A 15,249-nucleotide genomic window follows, 5' to 3' on the forward strand; every position below is an offset into this window, starting at 1 on the left:
CAGGGCTAGGGGGTTTATGTGTAGTGCCAACTACGGATAACTGAAGCTACAATTGGCTGATCCCTAATGACCCATGAAAAACTATTATGAATAACAGTGATCTTGCCCAAATATTGATCCGTGCTGTAGAAGAAGCAGACTCCTCAGATCGCTTATTAGACGCAGTTCAGGAGTTAGCGGCAGCTGGTATAGAGGAATCTGTTCCCACCCTGATTGCAGCTTTGGGCTACAACAATCCAGGGGCGGCAGTAGCGGCAGTCGATGGGCTGATTGCGATCGGGGAACCCGCAGTACCATCTCTATTGGAACTAATTGATGACTACAACTACAGTGCTAGAGCCTGGGCGATTCGTGCCTTAGCAGGAATTGGCGATGTTCGGGCACTGGATACTTTATTCGAGGCAGCAAAAACCGATTTTTCCTTGAGTGTACGGCGGGCTGCTGCTAGGGGATTAGGCACTTTGCGCTGGCATCAACTACCGCCACAGAAAGTGGAATCTGTTCAGACTCAGGTATTAGAGGCGCTATTACTAATTTCTCAAGATCCAGAGTGGGTAGTACGCTATGCAGCAGTGACCAGTTTAGAAATACTAGCGATCACTATAGCAACTACTTTACCCGATCAAGCATCACGAATTACAAATCAACTTCAGCAAATACTGGATAATGATGCCGATTTGGGAGTTCGCACCCGCGTCAAGTTTGCACAGCAAAAAATTCAACAGCAGCAACATCAAGAAGTGTTTGCACCGAAAAGAAAGCTAGAAGATGCTGATGTGTCGGAAGTGCCTCATCGTGGTGGTGGTAGACGTTGAAGTACCCATCACCTCCTCACAATCCCCAGGCTATGAGTACTTGGAGACTTCTACAATCGGCTAGAAATTTCTAGCCGATTCCAATTGCAGAGAATACAAGCTTATCTAGAAAACCTCTTTAGCATCAGTTTTTGTTCCAGCAATCCCAGGAGAGAGACTGGCGATTGATGGTAAAGGCATTTGCTGCACAGTCAGTCTTAGCAAAATTTTATCAATACAGTTCACATAAGCCCAAAACACTTGTAAAGATGGCGATTTATCGCGTCTCGAAAACCCAAGCGTATTAGTTCTATAGTCAACCTATCAGCCATGACAGCATTCCCCCGAAAACAGCTGTTGAGGTAATAATTTAGTGGAGCGATCGCAGATTTCATCTGGTGACAGACATACCCGAACCTGGCAGAGATTCCAATTTAACGTGAGTTCGACGAATCATATAGTGTCCATATAATTAGCCGTAAAAAAGACCTCTCCCTGGTTTTACTACGCAAAACCGTCCCTCTCCGACTCGGAGAGGGAGAGACTTAAACTTTAGTTCAAGGCTAGGGAGAGGTTTATCGAACTCATGTCAATTTACCAACTGCAAGGAGTCCCAGAATCGAAATACGAATCGAATGCTGAAACAAGGTCTTACTTCACTAAGCTTAAGCGTTTCCAAACCCTTGATTTTTACAAGACCATGTGACATGATACTTAACATAGTAAAATCCGGTATCTCGATAGACTTACCGGATTTTGATCTTGGACTACTTCACTGTTCCTTAGATTTGTTTCATCAGAAAACTATCCACTCCTAGTTTTTGATTTGAGAAATACTAAGCATGATGAACTGTCCTCCTAATCACTTACAGCAGTTTTCATGTATCTGTCGTAAGGACACAGCAATGCTGTGCCCCTACCTTGTGATCTATTGTCCTGAAAATAGCTGTAACTCCCCATTGAGTAACAATTGATCGCCTAATTACACCCATTTGTCCACATGAAGAAAGTTAATTTGGAGAATTTTGTATGGCCGCTATAACGTTGAGTGTATCTACTGTGAAGCCTTTGGGCGATCGCGTCTTCATCAAGGTTAGTGAGTCAGAAGATAAAACTGCGGGCGGAATTTTTCTACCTGATAGCGCCAAGGAAAAGCCGCAGGTGGGTGAAATTGTGGCAGTGGGTTCTGGTAAGCGTAACGATGACGGCACTCGTCAAGCGATCGATATTGCAGTTGGCAATAAAGTCCTCTACTCCAAGTACGCAGGCACCGACATCAAGCTTGGTACAGAAGAATATGTCCTGTTGTTTGAGAAAGACATCCTGGCAATTGTTTCATAGTCGATTGCCATTAGTTATTGGTCATTGCTACTCCACAAGCTGCCATAACCAATGACAATCGCAACTGCTCAACCTACACACTATTAAAGGGAACTGGAATTACTATGGCAAAACGCATCATTTACAACGAAAATGCTCGTCGCGCTCTGGAAAGAGGAATTGACATTCTCGCTGAGGCGGTAGCTGTCACCCTTGGCCCAAAAGGCCGTAACGTTGTTTTGGAGAAAAAATTTGGCGCTCCTCAAATCGTCAATGACGGTGTAACCATCGCTAAAGAAATTGAACTGGAAGATCACGTTGAAAACACAGGTGTAGCCCTAATCCGGCAAGCCGCTTCCAAAACCAATGATGCTGCCGGAGATGGTACTACAACTGCAACCGTTTTGGCTCACGCCATTGTCAAAGAAGGATTGCGGAACGTCGCTGCTGGTGCTAATGCCATCGAACTCAAGCGTGGTATCGACAAAGCCACAGGCTTTCTAGTAAACAAGATCAAAGAACACGCGCGTCCCGTAGAAGACTCTAAAGCGATCGCTCAAGTTGCTGCCATCTCTGCCGGAAACGATGAAGCCGTAGGTGCGCTGATTGCAGAAGCATTAGATAAAGTTGGTCGTGAAGGGGTGATTTCTCTAGAAGAAGGTAAGTCAGTCACCACCGAACTAGAAGTTACAGAAGGGTTGAACTTCGATAAGGGTTATATTTCTCCCTATTTTGCTACAGATACCGAACGGTTGGAAGCAGTGCTAGATGAGCCATTCCTGCTGATTACAGATAAGAAAATTGCCCTGGTACAAGATTTAGTACCAGTACTAGAGCAGGTTGCCCGTGCAGGTCGCCCATTGCTGATTCTGGCTGAAGACATTGAGAAAGAAGCACTAGCTACCCTAGTAGTAAATCGGCTCCGGGGAGTGCTGAATGTAGCAGCTGTGAAAGCTCCTGGTTTTGGCGATCGCCGTAAGGCTATTTTGGAAGACATTGCCATTCTTACAGGTGGCCAATTGATTACAGAAGATGCCGGTCTGAGGCTAGATGCCACCAAGCTTGACCAACTCGGTAAAGCTCGCCGAATCACCATCACCAAAGATAGTACGACCCTCGTTGCCGATGGTAATGAAGTAGCCGTTAAAGCCAGGGTAGAGCAAATCCGCCGGCAAATCGAAGAAACCGAATCTTCCTATGATAAAGAAAAGCTGCAAGAACGTTTGGCGAAGCTATCGGGTGGGGTTGCTGTGATCAAAGTTGGTGCCGCCACTGAAACCGAACTCAAAGACCGCAAGCTACGTCTAGAAGATGCCATCAACGCGACAAAAGCTGCTGTTGAAGAGGGTATCGTTCCTGGTGGTGGTACGACGCTGGCCCATCTAGCTCCTGAATTGGAAAGCTGGGCAAAATCTACCCTAGTAAATGAAGAGTTGACAGGGGCGTTGATTGTATCTCGCGCCCTGAGTGCCCCTCTGAAGCGGATTGCCGAGAATGCAGGTCAAAACGGTGCTGTAATTGCGGAGCGCGTGAAAGAGAAGGACTTCAATGTGGGCTATGATGCAACCACCGGCGAATTTGTGGATTTGTTTGAAGCTGGAATTGTTGACCCTGCCAAAGTGACCCGCTCGGCCGTACAGAATGCAGCGTCAATTGCCGGTATGGTGCTGACCACTGAGGCAATTGTAGTTGACAAGCCAGAACCAAAAGATGCTGCTCCTGCTGGGCCTGGTGGTGGCGGTTTGGGTGGGGACTTCGATTACTAATTGTTAATCCCTGGCGAAAGTTTTTGCGTCTTGCCTAAATCTCAAGAGGCGATCGTGCCAAATTATAACGATCGCCTCTTGTTTCATTGCATATTACCTCATCTTCCTCATTCTCCACCCCGTATTCTTGCGGTAAAAAGATCAGTGCGATCGCTACACAAAATTTGGCACAGTAGTTAAGAAACCTAACCAGTTTTAACTCTAAATTATGCCAAGGCCTCGTTTTTTCCGCTTCTTTCGCCACCTCAATTGGGGCACACTCAAAAAAACTTTTACCAGGACAATCGAAAGGCGACTTTTGGGACTTGCCTCGGAAATCGCCTTCAATGCGATGCTATCCTTGTTTCCAGCAATTCTTGCTCTGATTACAGCCATTGGCTTATTGGCAGAATCTTTGCAAACCACCTTTAGACAACTGGCGGTAGAACTAAGTCAAGTCCTACCCGAACAAGCTTTGGATCTGATTCGTGATTTTGCCACTACAGAGATTACCAACTCCAAAAACAGTGGTTTGTTTTCTCTGAGCTTTGCCTTAGCAATTTGGGCTGCTTCTGGGGCGGTAAATACCGCGATGACAGCCCTCGACCAAATTCATCAAATTCCTCCAGAAAACATACGTCCTTTTTGGAAAGCCAAACTCGTCTCTCTGGGATTAACAGTCGGGACTATGTTGCTTTTAGTATTGGCTTCTTTCTTAGTGTTTACCAGTGATTGGCTGCTGGCAATAGTAGTACATGAAAATGCTTCTTTAATCTTTTTGTTACATCTTTGGCAGCTGTTACGCTGGCCTTTAGCTTTAAGTATTGTTGCTGTCGCCTTTGGTTTCGTCTATCGCTATGGCCCAAGCAAATGGAACTCAGGTACGCCAATGATGCCTGGAGCAATTTTAGCTGCTGTTTTCTGGGCAATATTGTCTGCCCTCTTTCGGTTGTATGTGGCGAATTTTGGCAATTATAATAAAGTATATGGTGCTGTAGGGGCTGTGATAGTTTTAATGCTCTGGCTGTCAATGAGCGCTGCTGTGCTGTTAATCGGCGATCAGTTAAACGTAACTGTGGGCGAAGATATGCGCTTAAAAGGGCAGTTGCAATCTCAAGAAAAATATTAAATAGTAAATCCCTGAAAATAGTGATTGCAAAAGATCAGTAGGGGAGTAAAATATCTAACGATTCAATACAAATTTAGCGATCGCCTTCATGTCTGATTCTCCTCCTCGATTTTCGATGATTGAACCTGATGCCAAAGCACCCACCTTAAAGCGCCTGCGTCAGCTAAGTCGGCTTCTGGATAATATTATTACCATTCCTGGTACAAAGATTGGTTTTGGTCTAGATCCAATCATTGGACTCATACCGATTGGTGGTGATTTTTTGGGAGTTATGTTTTCTAGCTACATCATCCTAGAAGCAGCGCGGCTGGGTGTATCTAGAGCCACTTTAGGTAAAATGGTTTTAAATGTGATCGTTGATGGCTTGGTAGGCACTGTTCCAGTTTTGGGAGACTTTTTTGATTTTGCCTGGAGAGCTAACACTAATAATATCAAGCTATTAGAAGAGTACTTAAAGTTTCCCAGCGAGCAAAAGAGTGCAGACAGATGGTTTATCTTTGCCGTTTTGGTGGGATTGTTGCTAATCTCAATTGTCTTAGTAGCATTGCCTGTGATCTTAATTAGAATCCTGTGGAACGCTTTAACAGGTGGTTAAAATAATCCGTAATTCTTAATGGCCGAAAACGAAAAAGATACAAGCCCCTAAATTTATTTATGGAGAAGCAAAAAAATGTATAACGAGTGGCACAGTGAACCAGCGCCTACGGCGGGAAACCCGTTGTAGGCGACTGGTTTTCCCGTTGGGCGCAAGAAATACGAAGTTCATTTACAAGCCCCTAAATTTATTTATTGGGATCATTAATTTTTAATTTTTAATTCGGAGCTTTCGTCCTTGGCGTCTCCAAGAGTTGCGACGTGACGCCAAGGACGAGAGGCTACGTCAACGCTTGTAATGACGTAAAATCTTAGTCTGTGCATAATTACTATTAAACCCCTAGAATTAGTTCAATTATGTTCAATTATTTATTGATAACGGAATGAAAGATTGGTGGCAAGCTACTTTTCCTAAAGGGCGGCAAAATCTAATTATTACTGATGCTAAAGGGTATCCTATACAAATTGCTTATGGCGAAAAAGGTGAAGGTAAACCGCTAATTTTATTACATGGTATGGGGAGTTGGAGCTACAATTGGCGCCACACTATAGCACCATTATCTAAATATTATCGGGTAATTTGTTTTGATGCTAAAGGTTTTGGTTTTTCTGAAAAACCATTATTTCGTAGAGAACATAGTGGGCATCAACTTATTGAGTTTAAAAGAGTTATTCAGGCATTATGTGATGAACCCGCAGTAATTGTGGCTGAATCTTTGGGGGGATTAGTTGCCCTTGCCCTTGCTCAAGAAAATCCGCAATTAATCGGGCGGCTTGTAGTAGTAAACGTACCTGTTTTTACCGAATATCTACCCCATTGGGCTATGTGGTTACTAGCCCAAACGCCTTTAGAAATAATGCAAACAATTGACTCCTTACGTCTGGCATATCTGTTTGCACCTCTATTTAGAGAAATTATGGCAATAGAAAGACGTGGGGTATTATTTGATCCCTCAATCCTGACACAGGAAGATGTCTATTGGATAACTTACCCATTTATTGAATTGCCTGGTACAATTGCAAAAGTTGCCGAAGAGTTACAAATAGCCGCGCGAGAAATTGAGAATTGGCAAGCAAATAAGCCAAATATGCTCACCAAAATTCAAAATAAACTGAGTGCAATTAAGTGTCCTACACTAGTTTTGTGGGGTGAACAAGATAGTTGGTTTCCTCCTAGTCATGGTGAAAAATTGCATCAGCATATCCCCAATTCTAAATTACAGATTTTGCCTAACTGTTGTCATGATGCTTCAAGCGGTGCTTTTGAAGTACTGAATGCAGCAATTCTTAAGTTTTTACGTGATACTAATTTTTAGAGAATAATTCAGAATTCAGAATCAACCTGAATTCTGTTTTCATAAAAAGAGAGTGGGAGGAAGCATATCAGTCAGCTTTCAAACTCCCACTCTGCTATTTGCTGCTGAAGTGAACAGGAATATATACAGACGTTGCCCGTTAGTTGGGGGCTAATGCGTACTTAAACAACAACGCCCATACGCATTTAATATTCCTGTTGCAGCAAATGCTAAACCTAATTATTGATATTTATTTACTGAGAAAATACTCTGTAAATAATTGATAGAGATAGCTTTTTATGTTTACCAATCACTTAGTAAATAGTATTTTACAAAAATAAATTTGCTTACGTGGTAGCCCCTGATAACAAAACCCTTGAAGTCGTTTATCTTTATACAATTTAACTTGGTTAATCGAAAGCTGGTTGCCATTTTGGCAGGTTTTTAAATTTGCTAATTGCTCATATATAACTTTTTAAAAGCTCTTAAGCAGCTATAGCAATCCGATAGCGCAGCGGTAGCGAGTCAGACGCTCCTGCGTCGCTACCGCTGCGCTATCGAGCGTCTTTGATTTCTGAATCACTCGTAAAGAAAGGGAACGGAGAATAAAGATATAATGAGTTTTTTCAAAAATCAAATAGGAGTCCTATATGGCAATACAGTTCAGAATGAGCAACAAAATACTTGTAGAGACGGCGATTTATCGCGTCTTAAAAACCCAAAATTGTTGCCAGTAGCCCTTAACCCAAGCGTATTGCCCTATATGACAATAAATAATGTGTATATAGCGGTTCTCGTTTACATGAGGTATACCCGTAGGGGCACGGCATGCCGTGCCCCTACACCTTGCGATATAACGTGTACCCCATCTGAATGAGAAACGCTATATAACAAGATTCCCGACTTATTTAAAAAGTCGAGAATCTCAGCCAAGTAATTGGCAAAAAGTGTTAATTTAACGGGGTTTTACTTTACGGTAGTATTAATACTGGCGTAAAATTGCAGACAATGAACTATTTTTACGAAGATCCATCAAGTCTGCTAAAGGTTCTGTGGGCGTATCGAGGTGATGCTTGTGTTCTGCTGGTAAAACCGTCACCAGATGCTTTGTCTTGGGTTGCATCTGCATAAGGGGCATCAGTTGTGGCTGTGGCACAAAAATTGGTTGGTTCTTAGGAAGATGTGGTTCCAATTTTTGGTAATGGTTCTGTGCCAAACGTGCCTGATGACGGTTAACCTCTTTTTGGACTTTATTGCTAATCTTTGTCCGGTTGAACATTCGGAAAATGAATAGGGAACCACTACCACAACTGAGGGCGATCGCAGCCACCATCCATAAAGGTGTAGGATTAGTGTTCTCAGAGGGCGCATTAATTGGTTCTTCAACTATAACTGGGATTTTTTCTGGTTCTTCCTGTGTTATCGGGCCAGCATTACCTAAGCTATACAGCGCAAAGGCACCACCTCCCATAAACATGGCTAAAAACCCAGTTAGCAATAGCCAAGGATGATGTACAACTAAATAGATCAGAACATTCGAGCTTTTTCTTAGTCTCGATTTCCTGTTTGTCAGCTCTGGAGTAGCCCGTCTTCGTTGGGTTGGCTCGCGCTGTACATTCTGACTTTTTTCCATGATTACTTTCAGATTTGTACCCCTCTAGTCAATAAATTGTACTGGAGGAGTCAAGCATCAGGTATCCGTAGCAAAAGTGTAGATTCAAGTAGCTTTTTTGTAAAATACAGGCTACCAAATTCGGTTGAGTTTTGCCAAAATTCTGTATTTATTGTGACTTTTCGCTGTAATAATCTGAAATCAGTTCGCTTATTTTCTCCATCAACTAGGAGAATGCCTAGCGATCGCAAGTTGAATTAACCGATCAACTAATTGTGGAAAAGGAACTCCGCTATGGGCCCAGAGTTGAGGATACATACTCGTTGCAGTAAAGCCTGGCAACGTATTGATTTCGTTAATTAAAACTTCTTGTGTCGCTTCCACATAGAAAAAATCTACCCTTGCCAACCCAGCAGCATCAACAGCTGCGAAAGCCTGCAAAGCCATGTCTTGAACTTGACGAGCGATCGCATCTGGAAGCGGTGCAGGTATCAGTAAATCTGCTCGACCTTCAGTATATTTAGTTTCATAATCATAAAAATCGCTGTCATAAGTAATCTCTCCAACGATAGAGGCTTGGGGTTGATCGTTACCTAAAACGGCACACTCAACTTCCCTGGCAACGACACCAGCTTCTACAACTAATCGGCGATCGTAACTGGCAGCACTATCTAAAGCTGCTTCTAATTCTTGGCGCGATCGCACTTTCGCAATACCCACTGATGAACCCAAATTCGCAGGCTTGACAAAAGCGGGATAACCTAATGCTGCCTCAATGTCATCACAAAGTTTCGGAAATACGCAAGGATTAGACCAAACCTGCGCTCTCGTAATCGCCTTATATTTTACCTGTGGTAGTCCCGCTTGCTCAAAGGCAATTTTCATGGCAATTTTATCCATCCCCATTGCCGAACCTAACACCCCAGAACCCACAAAGGGAACCTGCATCAAAGTCAGTAACCCTTGAATTGTCCCATCTTCACCATTGGGGCCGTGGAGAATGGGAAACCAAACATCCACTTGGGCAACTTGAGAGGGAGATTGCCACTTACTCAGGGTTTGGGCTTGCGGGTTGGATGTCAGATTTCCTTCAGAAGTTGATTCTTCCGATTCCAGTAGTGGACTACCGGTTGTTAAAACCTTTTGAGGTACAACTCCTGCAAGCCAGCGGCCATTTTTTTGGATATAAAAAGGCAGGATTTCGTACTTATTAGCATTTTCCTCTGCACTTAAGGCTTTAGCGATCGCCCGTGCTGAGTTGATCGAAACTTCATGTTCTCCCGAACGACCGCCAAACAGTAACCCCACGCGCAGCTTAGTCATTTTCGGTTCCTCGACACTTCTCCAGCAGATAGCGTATCATAACCTGCAAAAGTTGCCATCTTTTTCTTTGATTTCTTTTACTTAGGACTTACGCAGAAGAGATCCCCCAACCCCCTTAAAAAGGGGGCTTTTCAGATCCCCCCCTTAAAAAGGGGGGTTAGGGGGGATCGAGGTTTCAGGTTTTCACTGCGTAAGTCCTATTACTGTTAGGACTAGTACCGCAAGGCGAAATTCAAAATTCAAAATTCAAAATTCAATGGATGTTGCCCAATTCGTAAAAATAATTTTATCTTTGCCCAACCATAGGGAACCTTGACCCGGAAAACATGGCAGATTACTTGAATAAGTATCAAAAGTCTGACATGAAAACCATAATAATGAGAATTTGGACTACTACTGCTGTGCTAGCTTCTTTTTGGCTAATATCTGGAGCCATCAGTTCTGAGCCAATCAACGCTACTTCTGTTTTGGTAGAAAATGCTATATCATCTCCTGTGCCAACGAATGTAAAACAGATTGTTGTCAGTAACACCGAGTTTGGGCTGAAGAGAGTTGACTCCCAAGGGAACGTTACCATTTTTCAGACAACAAGAGTACCACTTCAGGAAGGAAACACCTACGGATGGCGGATAAAACTCAAAGACTACCGAGGTGAAGTGAAATGGCGCGAAGTCTTACGTTTACCAAAACCTCCAGAAACTTGGGGTACAGATAACGGTGAAAATTTCTCAATATCAGCCGATGGCACTACATCTGTAACACGGCGTATACAATCGGCTCCAGAAGGTGTAATTGAAAATTTTTGGACGATCGCTCCTGGCGATCCAGTTGGTAAGCATAGAATAGAGGTTTATATTGATGACCGTTTGATCAGTACTTTCGAGTTTGAAATTATTCCAGTGAGGCAGATTTGAAAGGTATTGAGCATTGGTTAATAATCAATTGTTCTTCTTCCCCAGTTCCCTTGCTTCTACTTTTCCCGTTAACCTTAAGCTGAAGAGTATCTTAGAGATAGAAGTTTGATTCTTGTTAGGTGGCGATCGTGAATACAGAGGAATTCCTGCGATTAATCGAAAAGCAGCGCTCATGTCCCCAGACGCTACCAAAAGCGCTGCAAGCAATGTGGTATGACAAGAAAGGTGATTGGAGCAAAGCTCATGAAATACTTGGAAATGCCAGTGATGCCGATAGTGCTTGGGTTCATGCTTACCTGCACCGCAAAGAAGGCGATTTGAACAATACCCGTTACTGGTATCAGCGCAGTGGTCAGCCAGAGTTTTTAGGAGAACTAAGCCAGGAATGGGAACAAATAACTTCTGTATTGCTAAGGAAGGTGAACGCAACGCATGAATGCTGAGGAATTAAAAAGGCGTTTTGCCGCAGGAGAAAGATATTTTACAGCCGTCAACTTGAGTAAAGACAAGTTGATTGGAGCCTATTTGCCTGGAATCAATTTATGGGGGTCTGACTTGAGTGGAGCTAATCTAGCTAAAGCTAAACTCTGGGGAGCAGATTTAAGTAGAACTAACTTAGCCAATGCGAATTTGACTAGAGCTAATTTGAGCGGTGTCAAACTGAATGAAGCAAATCTTCGGGGAGCCAAACTAAATTATGCCAAGTTGTATGGAGCGAATCTGACTGGCGCTTACTACGATGAAAGCACACGATTTTCTAAAGGTTTTGACCCCATCAGTAGAAACATGCAGAAGGTGTGAAGGCGATTGAGACATTAAATTGGTGAACTATTAACATCTATAATTCATTTACCAGAGGTCAAGTAAGTATTAATCAGTCAAAATATCACTCACATATCAGAAGCGCATGACTACCAAACCGAAGATTTTCATTGATGGGGAATCGGGAACCACAGGCTTACAAATTTACTCACGCCTCAACCAACGCGATGATATCGAGTTAGTTAGCATTGAGGCATCTAAGCATAGAGATGCAACTGAGCGAGCCAAACTAATCAATGCCGTTGATGTTGTCATTCTCTGCCTACCTGATGATGCAGCCCGCGAAGCTGTTAGCTTAGTTAGTAATACTAGGGTTAAGATCCTGGATGCTAGTAGTGCCCATCGCACAGCTAAAAACTGGGTATATGGCTTCCCGGAACTCAATCCAGGACAGCGAGAGAAAATCACCAGCGCCCAGTTTGTCAGCAATCCAGGCTGTTATCCTACAGGATTTTTAGCCTGTATCCGTCCGTTGATTGCTAAAGGACTTCTAAACAGTAACTTTCCCGTCACCGTGAATGCAGTGTCAGGTTACTCAGGTGGCGGAAAGAATCTCATCAAACAATATCATAGCTTCCATGAACAGCAAGCCGGGGCAGAGTCACTCTATCCTTATGGCATCTACGGTTTGCAGTTTGGGCATAAGCATGTTAAGGAGATGCATCATTACTCAGGGTTAGCATCGCCGCCGCTATTCGTACCGGCAGTAGGAGATTTTGAACAGGGGATGCTAGTACAAGTGCCTTTGCCGCTGGGTAATTTGGATAATCCGCCATCAGGTGAAGTTATTCATCAAGCGATCGCTGACTACTACCAAAGTGAAAAGTTTGTGCAGGTTGCTCCATTCCAAGATTCTACTCTACTACGAGACGGAACATTTCTAGATGCGACCGCACTAAACGGTACCAATATTGTTCAGGTTTTTGTATTTGCCAATGACACCACCAAAGAAGTGTTGTTAGTTGCTCGTCTTGATAACCTGGGTAAAGGTGCATCAGGAGCCGCCGTCCAAAACCTAAACATCATGCTCGGTTTTCCAGAAGAGTTGGGATTGTCATGAAATGGCGATGAAGTAGTAGTCTGTCAATAAATAATTGATGGATAAATTACTTGTAGAGACGGCGATTTATCGCGTCTCTCTAACTAGTAGTGTTAATTAATTACCCCAGTTAACAGTAGCTAAAGCTATTTCACCTTAGCGCGGAAGCGCACAAAACCATAAGAATTAGCTGGTGTACCAGATCCAGTAGCAGCTGGCAGACTGGGAAAACTTGGGACTGTAATATTGACCACTACTCCCCCATTGGTGTTAATACCGCAGTATGATGGTGTGGCTGAGTCATTAGCTGTATAAAAACGCCCGCGATTGCTATCCGCTACATTAGTTAGATAAGCCGTAGGTGTAGTAGAACCAATAGCTAGGGCAATTCCTTGATCTGCTCCTGGCAAGCCGCCATCATTAGGAGTCATCCCATTAAAACTATTAGAAATAAAAGTAACATTACCAGGCACTAAGTCACAAATGCGGACATTAGTAGCATTAGACAGACCATTAGAAAGAAAGTATATGGTATATTCTAATTCGTCTCCTAGTTTGACTATCCCAGCATTAATCAATCCCCGCAAATAACCAAGTGGCCAAGGTTTATCGCTATCATCGTCAGTCTCATAAAGGGGTGATACATAATTGGCAGCACTGGTAGAAACGTCACTGCGACCATCCACAATATTGTTTAAATCTTGGTTATTGATGCGTGTGATCCGTTTAACTAAAAGTAGCTTAGGTTTACTAGTTGTAAATGGCATAGTTACAGTAGCAGGTGTGGGATCTTCTTTGCCTGCTGCATCTACACCTGCCACAGTAAATGTAACGGTTATCGTGCCATCATTTGGATCTAATGTCAGTTTAGTCGGGTCATAATTATTAATGACTTGGTTCGCTGTCACAGCTACGTTGTTGTAATAAAGTATCCCATTTGTTGGCAAACTAATAATCTTGAAACTTTTGCCAACACTAAAGTTGCCATCTTCAGGATCGGTAGCTGATAGGGTAGGTACTTGCGATTTATTGGTTCCCCCTGGATTCGTTTGCACAGATGCAGTGACGTTATTAGTATCGGGTAACTGTTCAATCCCAAAGTCCTTACTGGAGATGTTTGTGCCAGTATCAAAAGTAGCCGTCATCAGTGGGCTAGTATTGACCCAATTAGAGGGAAGAGATGGCGTAGGGGCAGTATTACCCACTGTGCCAGCAGTTGTACTTAAAATAATTTTAACGTTGCTTTGATTCAAGGGGACATCGAGAAAAGTGTAAGTACCATCTGCTGCGACGAGTATTGTTTTTAAAACCTTATTATTTGCATCCACCAGAATTGCATTTAACAACCCACCTGCATTAGTACCTGTTTCCGAGCCAGTATTGATATTAGTAAAAGTATTATTAGCGCTATTATCAGCATCATCCCAAACCTTGCCGCTTAGGAAATCATCATCATAGATCGTATAATTGGAGACGACTGTTGGAGAACCACCACAAGTTGCGGTTGAACTGGCGAAAAAACTAGTTGAAGTTTGTATGGTGAATATAATGTTCCTCACACCTTGAGGAACATTATTATTAATAACAGTAAAGGGAATGGTAAAAACACTAGTGGCATCACTACCATCATAGTTTCCCGCAGGGACAGTGATATTAAAGGTAGATGTGCCTGATATTGTATTGTAATCTGTGCCCAAAACTGCTGTTCCACTCACGGAGATAGGAACGCTTATCCCCCCAGTTGGCACTAAACCAACGATTCTGAGTTTTGGGGGGTTAGTCGTAGGGTTAGTTTCTGATTCTGCTGCACCACCCGAACTTGCTGTAAACTCGACCACAGGTTTCCCAGCAAATTGGACTTCATCAAGGAAGTTACCTATAGTATTGTTCCCGCCTGCTGTGGAAACAGCCGCAAATCCTACAGGTTTGTTTCCAGTAGTTCCGGTGTAAGGAACAGTGCCAGTGTATCGCACCCAGCCATTTCCGGCGTTATTGTTAGTTACAGTAGGAATAGTTGCACCATTCTGTGCAACTGGTTGTGCCGTAACTGTTCCATTGCTAGTTGTTGAGAATTTGCCAAAAACAGTTGGTGTTGGATCGGTAATTAGTCCAATTAAAAAGTTGGCCACATCAGCAACAGTTGTACTTGAACGCCCACGATGTAGAAAAGAAAATGTAATCGTCTCATCTTTAAGGAGGCATAAATTCTGATATAACTCAGAAGCTTCCTCAGCATTTAACTCAGCAAATTGATTCCCTGCATTAGTTGCTGTATTAACACTACCAAATCCTTTTGTCCAAATCTCAATAATTTTACCGGCTTGTCCGTATATGCCAACTGGACAAGACCTTGTTCCTTGCCTTGAACTGTGGCTTGTCGTCCAACCAATGATAAAGCTTTCGTCCACTTGAATATAACATGAAGTACCAAATACAGGCTGCTCAAAGCTTGGATTCAGAAACGATCGCTGGATATATTGAGCTTGCGCTGACGTAGGTTGAAGTACTAATGTCGCACCGATCAGCCCCCAGCCAAAAATATTAAAATTTTGCCATAAATTCTTCATTAGTAAATCACCATAAAATAACTTTTAAAAGATGCTAATTACCCTAACCATAATTATTAATCATGTCTGATTCACCTCAAATAAATCTCCAGTCT

At 43.0% G+C, this 15,249-nt stretch carries 14 protein-coding genes; 11 read left to right on the forward strand and 3 right to left on the reverse strand.

The features are described from left to right. The first annotated feature begins 86 nt into the window (after positions 1-86). From HWQ39_RS24720 to HWQ39_RS24750, 7 genes are all read left to right on the forward strand, one after another. A complete protein-coding gene (locus HWQ39_RS24720) occupies positions 87-815 on the forward strand; it encodes a HEAT repeat domain-containing protein (protein WP_292850942.1) in 729 nt (242 codons plus the stop codon). 1,008 nt (positions 816-1,823) lie between these two features. Next, positions 1,824-2,135: a co-chaperone GroES gene (gene groES, locus HWQ39_RS24725; protein ID WP_292850945.1), complete on the forward strand. Its 312-nt coding sequence runs from the start codon at positions 1,824-1,826 to the stop codon at positions 2,133-2,135. Positions 2,136-2,239: 104 nt separating this feature from the next. Beyond that, positions 2,240-3,880, forward strand: a complete 1,641-nt coding sequence (gene groL / locus HWQ39_RS24730) for a chaperonin GroEL (RefSeq protein WP_292850948.1) — start codon at positions 2,240-2,242, stop codon at positions 3,878-3,880. 30 nt (positions 3,881-3,910) lie between these two features. After that, entirely contained in the window at positions 3,911-4,060 is a 150-nt protein-coding gene (locus HWQ39_RS24735) for a hypothetical protein (RefSeq protein ID WP_292850951.1), read from the forward strand. Between the two features lie 28 nt (positions 4,061-4,088). Continuing rightward, complete coding sequence (locus tag HWQ39_RS24740) at positions 4,089-4,988, forward strand: YihY/virulence factor BrkB family protein (protein ID WP_292850953.1); 900 nt, start codon at positions 4,089-4,091, stop codon at positions 4,986-4,988. Positions 4,989-5,076: 88 nt separating this feature from the next. Beyond that, complete coding sequence (locus tag HWQ39_RS24745) at positions 5,077-5,583, forward strand: DUF4112 domain-containing protein (protein WP_292850956.1); 507 nt, start codon at positions 5,077-5,079, stop codon at positions 5,581-5,583. Positions 5,584-5,965: 382 nt separating this feature from the next. Then, entirely contained in the window at positions 5,966-6,898 is a 933-nt protein-coding gene (locus tag HWQ39_RS24750; protein ID WP_292850959.1) for an alpha/beta hydrolase, read from the forward strand. Between the two features lie 961 nt (positions 6,899-7,859). Here the strand turns inward: HWQ39_RS24750 and HWQ39_RS24755 are convergent. Together HWQ39_RS24755 and HWQ39_RS24760 are read right to left on the reverse strand one after the other, a co-directional pair. Further along, entirely contained in the window at positions 7,860-8,510 is a 651-nt protein-coding gene (locus tag HWQ39_RS24755; protein WP_292850962.1) for a hypothetical protein, read from the reverse strand. 201 nt (positions 8,511-8,711) lie between these two features. Further along, complete coding sequence (locus tag HWQ39_RS24760; protein ID WP_292850965.1) at positions 8,712-9,812, reverse strand: D-alanine--D-alanine ligase family protein; 1,101 nt, start codon at positions 9,810-9,812, stop codon at positions 8,712-8,714. 362 nt (positions 9,813-10,174) lie between these two features. Between HWQ39_RS24760 and HWQ39_RS24765 the strand changes: the two genes are divergently transcribed. The 4 genes from HWQ39_RS24765 to argC all read left to right on the forward strand — a co-directional run bounded on the left by HWQ39_RS24765 (position 10,175) and on the right by argC (position 12,608). Continuing rightward, the gene (locus HWQ39_RS24765; protein WP_292850968.1) at positions 10,175-10,726 is read left to right on the forward strand and encodes a hypothetical protein; all 552 of its coding nucleotides are present in this window, start codon (positions 10,175-10,177) and stop codon (positions 10,724-10,726) included. Between the two features lie 128 nt (positions 10,727-10,854). Further along, positions 10,855-11,169, forward strand: coding sequence for a hypothetical protein (locus HWQ39_RS24770; RefSeq protein ID WP_292850971.1), 315 nt, complete (start codon positions 10,855-10,857; stop codon positions 11,167-11,169). Beyond that, positions 11,159-11,527, forward strand: a complete 369-nt coding sequence (locus tag HWQ39_RS24775) for a pentapeptide repeat-containing protein (RefSeq protein WP_292850974.1) — start codon at positions 11,159-11,161, stop codon at positions 11,525-11,527. Before HWQ39_RS24770 ends, HWQ39_RS24775 begins: the two co-directional genes overlap by 11 nt. A gap of 106 nt (positions 11,528-11,633) precedes the next feature. Next, complete coding sequence (gene argC / locus HWQ39_RS24780; protein ID WP_292850977.1) at positions 11,634-12,608, forward strand: N-acetyl-gamma-glutamyl-phosphate reductase; 975 nt, start codon at positions 11,634-11,636, stop codon at positions 12,606-12,608. A gap of 125 nt (positions 12,609-12,733) precedes the next feature. On the opposite strand, the gene HWQ39_RS24785 is transcribed toward argC, so the two are convergent. Further along, positions 12,734-15,154: a hypothetical protein gene (locus tag HWQ39_RS24785; RefSeq protein WP_292850979.1), complete on the reverse strand. Its 2,421-nt coding sequence runs from the start codon at positions 15,152-15,154 to the stop codon at positions 12,734-12,736. Positions 15,155-15,249: the final 95 nt, after the last annotated feature.

Source organism: Nostoc sp. NMS8 (assembly GCF_017115045.1).
GTDB lineage: Bacteria > Cyanobacteriota > Cyanobacteriia > Cyanobacteriales > Nostocaceae > Nostoc.

What these genes read in the sequence shown, in the direction of transcription:
- HWQ39_RS24755 (WP_292850962.1), bottom strand. Translation starts at nt 8,510, where the DNA reads ATGGAAAAAAGTCAGAATGTACAGCGCGAGCCAACCCAACGAAGACGG.
- HWQ39_RS24740 (WP_292850953.1), top strand. Translation starts at nt 4,089, where the DNA reads ATGCCAAGGCCTCGTTTTTTCCGCTTCTTTCGCCACCTCAATTGGGGC.
- HWQ39_RS24785 (WP_292850979.1), bottom strand. Translation starts at nt 15,154, where the DNA reads ATGAAGAATTTATGGCAAAATTTTAATATTTTTGGCTGGGGGCTGATC.
- groL (WP_292850948.1), top strand. Translation starts at nt 2,240, where the DNA reads ATGGCAAAACGCATCATTTACAACGAAAATGCTCGTCGCGCTCTGGAA.
- argC (WP_292850977.1), top strand. Translation starts at nt 11,634, where the DNA reads ATGACTACCAAACCGAAGATTTTCATTGATGGGGAATCGGGAACCACA.
- HWQ39_RS24745 (WP_292850956.1), top strand. Translation starts at nt 5,077, where the DNA reads ATGTCTGATTCTCCTCCTCGATTTTCGATGATTGAACCTGATGCCAAA.
- HWQ39_RS24720 (WP_292850942.1), top strand. Translation starts at nt 87, where the DNA reads ATGAATAACAGTGATCTTGCCCAAATATTGATCCGTGCTGTAGAAGAA.
- HWQ39_RS24760 (WP_292850965.1), bottom strand. Translation starts at nt 9,812, where the DNA reads ATGACTAAGCTGCGCGTGGGGTTACTGTTTGGCGGTCGTTCGGGAGAA.
- HWQ39_RS24765 (WP_292850968.1), top strand. Translation starts at nt 10,175, where the DNA reads ATGAAAACCATAATAATGAGAATTTGGACTACTACTGCTGTGCTAGCT.
- HWQ39_RS24750 (WP_292850959.1), top strand. Translation starts at nt 5,966, where the DNA reads ATGAAAGATTGGTGGCAAGCTACTTTTCCTAAAGGGCGGCAAAATCTA.
- groES (WP_292850945.1), top strand. Translation starts at nt 1,824, where the DNA reads ATGGCCGCTATAACGTTGAGTGTATCTACTGTGAAGCCTTTGGGCGAT.
- HWQ39_RS24775 (WP_292850974.1), top strand. Translation starts at nt 11,159, where the DNA reads ATGAATGCTGAGGAATTAAAAAGGCGTTTTGCCGCAGGAGAAAGATAT.